The sequence below is a fragment of the Mesorhizobium dulcispinae genome (assembly GCF_033977345.1).
GTDB lineage: Bacteria > Pseudomonadota > Alphaproteobacteria > Rhizobiales > Rhizobiaceae > Mesorhizobium > Mesorhizobium dulcispinae.
Genome location: NZ_JAVIIY010000044.1, coordinates 1 through 5264 on the forward strand (window position 1 = coordinate 1; position 5264 = coordinate 5264).

Sequence of the window (5264 nt, forward strand, 5' to 3'; positions counted from 1 at the left end):
CAAATCGATCGCTTAAGCTACATCCGCCAGCCTCAAAGGCCCATCGTCGTGCATAAGACGGGCTAGTGAAGTGACGCCTTTGGAACTGACGCGCTTAGTCCGCGAGGCGCACGATGACGTCAACCCTCGCATCAAGGCTGCGCTCGACGTCACCATTTCTGGCGCAGATCCTCTTGCCGACCGGCGGGCCATACGTATTTTAACCCGTAGAAGCGGTCCCGATCAATCTCCCCCAACGCCCACTTACTTGTGCGCGACGACCACGAGTCGCGGGCCACAGGATGTGAACTCTTCGCCCTCCTGCCCGTAGGCTTCAACAGTCTCGAACCCCGCGTTCCGTAACATGCGAACATATTCAGAAAACCCGTAGTGTCTGACAGAAAAACGTGTTCGTCTAACGCATCCATTGCGGACGACGATCCTTTCGGAGTTTCCACGATCCGTTAGCGCATCGTAGCTAAATATATTGATTTTAATATCGTCGTTACGCTGCCAAACATGGTAGGTAGGCGACTTGTCGCGTTGCAAAGCGAAGCGATTGTTCTGATCGATTAGCAGACGCCCGCCCTTTCGAAGTGAAGAGGCAGCTTCATGAAGGACTCTCTCATTATCCGCGTCATCAAAGTAACCAAATGTCGTGTACCACAAAAAGGCCGAGTCAAACCGATCTTGCCAGGGTATTGAGCGCATATCGCCAAGGACATACTCAACTTCTACCCGGCGGTCAGCAGCATCCGCTTTAGCTTTTTCTAGCAAGGTCGGCGAAATATCCAATCCAGTTACACGCGCTCCTCTTTCGGCCAATCGGTTGGCAATCCGTCCATAACCGCATCCGAGTTCAAGGACTGATCCGCCTTGTTTAAGTGAAAGAAGCTCCCAAATTGCTCTTACGTCCCTGTCACTTTTTTCCGGCGGATTGACCAAATCGCTAAGATGCAAGTGATCTTCGTCGAAATATGAGTCGATCTCTGGTAAGGAAATGGCGTTACTCATATCATAGTTCATGCACTTTTCCATGTTATTTCCTTTATGTTCTGATGGTCGAGACCGGATTGTTGCACAGATCAGAGCGTCGTTTAAACGAAAGATTTGTGAATATTTCTATCCGTTCTTGAAGCTGTTGGTAACGGCGCGTTGCACTTGGTTGTAATCTGGCGGTTTGGGATGCTCGGCCGGATCACATATCGGACGCACTCGGAGAGCATCGCGGCGATAGGCAGTACGGAGCTCATCGACGCCCGACTTGCACACAAAATGCCAAACGCGACACCCGCGGCGGGTAGCGCCACGGAGGTATGGGTTGAGCTCAGCTGGTCATACGAAGGCAATTGCACTGCCGCATATTCGCTTGCGGAAAGGCCAGACCCCACTCGTCTTGACGCCTAAACGTTTGGTCCCGGCATTTTGCTGAGAGTGAAGCGCTCGGGCTGGGAAGCCCATGTCTTGCAGATGAACTCGTAGGGCGCGTTTGAGGATCTTCAGCCTGCGGCCGAAGTTGTGGGCTGCGGCGAAGTCGACAAGGTGCCGACGTAGTTGGTCGTGATTGTCGTAGTGGAATCGCTTGAGGGTCCCGTCCTGGATGGTGCAGTCATGCGCTCGACCTAATCATCTGAATCGGATGTCGGCTTCGAGTTGGCTGGTCGAGGTGTGGACGCCGCGGCGCAACTGCTTGCGGGTGAGGTCGGCAAACCAGCGTTCGATCTGGTTGATCCAAGATGCCGATGTCCGCGTGAAGTGAAACATGGTAGTGCGGCCGTCGCGCCAGCCATGACTTGACCAGCGCGGTTTTATGAAGTCGCGTAGTTATCCATAACGATGTGGACGTCGAGGTCCGGGGGGATATTGGCATTGTCGGGGACCAGCAGTGCTGGCGCGCCGCCGAAGGCCTCCAGCACATGCACTGGCATTCCAGCCAGTCCGCCAGCGTCTCGCTCCCGCGCGCCTCGGCAAAGGACAGGCTCGATGTAAGCGCCCGGTGATGACCCGGAGCTCTTACCGGGCATCATTTTGACCGCTGTTGCGATTGGCTTTGTGCTCGCGGATGAAGTCGGTCAGGCATTCGAGACCGAAGTCTGTGAAGGCGGGGATCTGCTGATCGTCGGGCCCACAGACCCAGAGGCAGCCGTCCTCCGGTTCCATGTCGACATAGACCTCCCACAGCAGTTCGGCATCTTGGCCGAGCATTTCGGCGGCGAGCGGGAGGGTGTAGACCCGGGTGATCGCAGCCATGGTCAGGCCGCCAGTCTGGTGTCGGATCGGGGACTCCAGCTCCAGGGGAGAAGCTCGTCGATGCGATTGGCCGGATGGTCGCTGACGCGGCCGATCAGGTCGGCTAGATAGGCCTCCGGATTGATGCCGTTCAACTTACAGGTTTATGCCGAACGCCGAACTATGCCGAGCTGGCGCGTTTCCGCCAGCGTTTTTCATGGTTTAGCCGTAGCTGGAACGGCATAGATTAGGGTCTCTCCGTCGCGATTGGCGCGAAGGAGAGGACACATGAATGCAAGTGATTATCTGCAACGCAGTACGCTGTATCGGAAGCTGATCCACGGCCCCTATGGCGAGTTTTCACGCGTTTACGCAGCCAGATTGACGCGCGAAGGCTATGCTCGGCAGTGCACCTGGCGATCGCTAAGCCTGTTTCGCGACCTGATGGATTGGCACGTTGGCAGCGGGCACGCTCCCCAGGATTTAAGCGAAGATCATGTTGAGCGGTTTCTTGAACACCGCTCCAAACACTGGACCCGCGACTCGGGCGATCGATCGGCGCTCCGGCGCTTGCTTTCTGCATTGCGACGGGAAGGCTTGATCCCAGCTGCCCTCCCGATTGAGCGCACGGAGCATCAGCAGATAGTTGATGTTTTCGCGGATTATCTCACGAATGAGAGGGGACTCGCCGCCTCGACCGTGGAAAGCCATAAGCTGCTGTCACATCGATTTCTGCAGGAGGTCTGTCCGGCTGGCGCAGTTGGGTTCGCGGCGCTCACCCCGGAGATCGTCATCGGTTATGTCGAGCGACATGCTCTCGACGGCTCCGCCGACAGCGGCAAGGCGATGTGCGGGGTGGTGCGCGCCTTCCTGCGCTACTTGCATCTGAAGGGTTTCATTTCGGCAGCGTGGCCGATTGCGTGCCATCAATACGCCGCTGGCGGCTTGCTGGCCTGCCAACTTTCTTGCCGCCACAGAAGGTTCAGAAGGTTCTGGATGCCTGCGACCGGACCACGGCAATGGGGCTTCGGGATCATGCGGTTCTGATGGTGCTGGCCAAGCTTGGCTTGCGCGCCAGCGAGGTTGCGGCGCTCAGTCTTGACGATATCGACTGGCAGTTGGGCAGTATCCTTGTCCATGGCAAGGGACGAAGGCAAGCGACGGTGCCGCTTCGCCATGATGTCGGCGCAGCTATCGTCCCTTACATCCGGCACGGGCGACCGGCTTCAGCGTGTCGTCGGCTGTTTCTGCGGATCCTTGCGCCACATGTCGGCTTTGCCTCCGGCTGCGCCATCACGATGATAGCGAAAGAGGCACTCGAGCGGGCGTGCATTCATGGTTATGCGCACCACGGCGCCCACCTCTTCCGCCACAGCCTTGCAACTGACTTGCTGCGGTCGGGCGCCAGCTTTGCCGAGATCGGCCAGTTGCTTCGCCACCAGAACACCGACAGCACAAGGATCTATGCCAAGCTCGATATCGAGAAGCTGCGCGAACTGAGCCTGCCCTGGCCGGGAGGTGTCCAATGAGCCGGCTTCGCACCGCGCTTGAGCGCTATGTGGGCATGCGCCAGGGGCTGGGATACAAGTACCATGGCCCCGCCCAACGGTTATCGGATTTCGTCACCTTCATGGAGGCTCGCGGTGCCGAGACAATCACCACTGCGCTGGCGATGGAGTGGGTGACATTGATCGGCCGGCAACCGAGCTGGTCCATCCGCCTGACCGATGTGCGCTGCTTCGCTCAACACCTCACTCATTTCGACACCCTGACGGAAGTGCCACCTCAAGATGCTGTGCCGCCAGCGCGGCGGGCAAAGCCCTCCATCTATACCGATACAGAGATCACGGCGCTTTTGGCGGCGGCATTGTCGCTGCCGCCAGCCAACGCCCTGCGTCGCTGGACGTATCATTGCCTGTTCGGATTGATAGCGGTAGCCGGACTACGCCATTCCGAAGCGCTCGGTTTGCGCCGGGATGACGTCGATCTCGACCAAGGCGTCCTCACCGTTCGGGAGTCGAAGTTCGGCAAGTCGCGGCTGGTCCCGCTCCATGCCACGACGGTCGCCGTGCTGTCGGACTATGCCAGGCGACGCGACGCGCATCTCGGCGCCCCGCGCAGCCCCTGTTTCTTTGTCGCTGAGCAGGGCGGCAGATTGCTGCACCAATACGTGCACCGCGTGTTCTGGAAACTGTCGCGACAGATCGGCCTGCGGCAAAAGGGGCAGCGCAACGGTCCACGGGTTCACGATTTGCGCCATCGTTTCGCCGTCCAGACCCTGATCAACTGGTACCGTGCGGGCGAAGATGTCGAGCGCGAGCTGCCGGTCCTCTCCACCTTTCTCGGCCACGCTTGTGTTCGCGACACCTACTGGTACCTGTCCGCTGCGCCAGAGCTGATGGTCCACGCGAGACCTCAATAGGCGGAGCGAGCAACTTCATCGCTTCAGGATGTAGGTCCCACCTGCGCTCGCTTGACCCGGCGACTTGCTTGTTGTCCGACTCGCCTCTAGTCGCCTCGATATTGATTGTGGAATCGATCATTCCTTGAGCTGCTGCGGCGGCGGCATTGAGTTCACCAGCGAGGCCTATGGCATAGGCTACCCGGTCTCTGAAATCGCCTTTAATTTGAACTTGCTCCCCCTCAGACTTCAGAAGACCCGCCTCGCGTGTTGTCGGGTCTGATTCTCGAGAGAAATCCAGGGGTTGCAGTTTGTCGGATTTGTGAGCGAGTTGGAAACGGATGGCTCCCGCCCTCGCGTTCGCGCGTGGAGGCGCCTTGCCACGCCCCAGTTTCCTCTCTTTGTAGGGAAACTGTCCGCGATTTTCCTTGTCTCAGTTTGGGGGTGCACTCCAGTCGCCATCCGAAGCGTGAACCGGCTTCAGAGCGCCGTCAGGGAACCAGCAGTTCGCGCCAGGGCAAACATCGCACCTGCGACGAGCGGCGTCTGTTCTGCAGGCTTGAGGACCACGGTGCAGCCGGCGACAGGCTGTGGTGCCTTCTATCGCCGGGCTGGCTGCTTGCGCCCTTGTGCGATGGACCAAGCGTTGGCGTTC

5 protein-coding genes and 4 pseudogenes are annotated in these 5264 nt (G+C 58.6%); 3 read left to right on the top strand and 6 right to left on the bottom strand.

The window, feature by feature from the left end; translation table 11 throughout:
• Positions 1 to 243 precede the first annotated feature (243 nt).
• The 5 genes and pseudogenes from RFN30_RS32035 to RFN30_RS32055 form a co-directional block, all read right to left on the bottom strand.
• Positions 244 to 1005, bottom strand: a complete 762-nt coding sequence (locus tag RFN30_RS32035) for a class I SAM-dependent methyltransferase (RefSeq protein WP_320265948.1) — start codon at positions 1003 to 1005, stop codon at positions 244 to 246.
• A 309-nt stretch (positions 1006 to 1314) separates the two neighbouring features.
• A pseudogene (locus RFN30_RS32040) lies at positions 1315 to 1584 on the bottom strand (hypothetical protein); the annotation flags it as partial.
• Between the two features lie 30 nt (positions 1585 to 1614).
• Positions 1615 to 1850 (bottom strand): annotated as a pseudogene (locus tag RFN30_RS32045) (transposase); the annotation flags it as partial.
• 142 nt (positions 1851 to 1992) lie between these two features.
• Positions 1993 to 2229: a hypothetical protein gene (locus tag RFN30_RS32050; RefSeq protein WP_320265949.1), complete on the bottom strand. Its 237-nt coding sequence runs from the start codon at positions 2227 to 2229 to the stop codon at positions 1993 to 1995.
• A 2-nt stretch (positions 2230 to 2231) separates the two neighbouring features.
• Positions 2232 to 2372 (bottom strand): annotated as a pseudogene (locus tag RFN30_RS32055) (transposase domain-containing protein); the annotation flags it as partial.
• Positions 2373 to 2496: 124 nt separating this feature from the next.
• Between RFN30_RS32055 and RFN30_RS32060 the strand changes: the two are divergent.
• Genes RFN30_RS32060 through RFN30_RS32070 form a run of 3 tightly spaced genes read left to right on the top strand, consistent with a single transcriptional unit; the run spans position 2497 to position 4630 of the window.
• A complete protein-coding gene (locus tag RFN30_RS32060) occupies positions 2497 to 3255 on the top strand; it encodes a site-specific integrase (protein WP_320265950.1) in 759 nt (252 codons plus the stop codon).
• On the top strand, positions 3228 to 3737 hold the full coding sequence (locus tag RFN30_RS32065) for a tyrosine-type recombinase/integrase (protein ID WP_320265951.1): 510 nt from the start codon (positions 3228 to 3230) through the stop codon (positions 3735 to 3737). The genes RFN30_RS32060 and RFN30_RS32065 overlap by 28 nt, the downstream gene beginning before the upstream one ends.
• Positions 3734 to 4630: a tyrosine-type recombinase/integrase gene (locus RFN30_RS32070; protein ID WP_320265952.1), complete on the top strand. Its 897-nt coding sequence runs from the start codon at positions 3734 to 3736 to the stop codon at positions 4628 to 4630. The genes RFN30_RS32065 and RFN30_RS32070 overlap by 4 nt, the downstream gene beginning before the upstream one ends.
• Before the next feature lie 433 nt (positions 4631 to 5063).
• Here the strand turns inward: RFN30_RS32070 and RFN30_RS32510 are convergent.
• A pseudogene (locus RFN30_RS32510) lies at positions 5064 to 5206 on the bottom strand (aldehyde dehydrogenase family protein); the annotation flags it as partial.
• Between the last annotated feature and the right edge of the window lie 58 nt (positions 5207 to 5264).

Coding starts and splice junctions, on each gene's coding strand:
- RFN30_RS32035 (WP_320265948.1), bottom strand. CDS start 1,005: ATGAACTATGATATGAGTAACGCCATTTCCTTACCAGAGATCGACTCA.
- RFN30_RS32050 (WP_320265949.1), bottom strand. CDS start 2,229: ATGGCTGCGATCACCCGGGTCTACACCCTCCCGCTCGCCGCCGAAATG.
- RFN30_RS32060 (WP_320265950.1), top strand. CDS start 2,497: ATGAATGCAAGTGATTATCTGCAACGCAGTACGCTGTATCGGAAGCTG.
- RFN30_RS32065 (WP_320265951.1), top strand. CDS start 3,228: ATGGGGCTTCGGGATCATGCGGTTCTGATGGTGCTGGCCAAGCTTGGC.
- RFN30_RS32070 (WP_320265952.1), top strand. CDS start 3,734: ATGAGCCGGCTTCGCACCGCGCTTGAGCGCTATGTGGGCATGCGCCAG.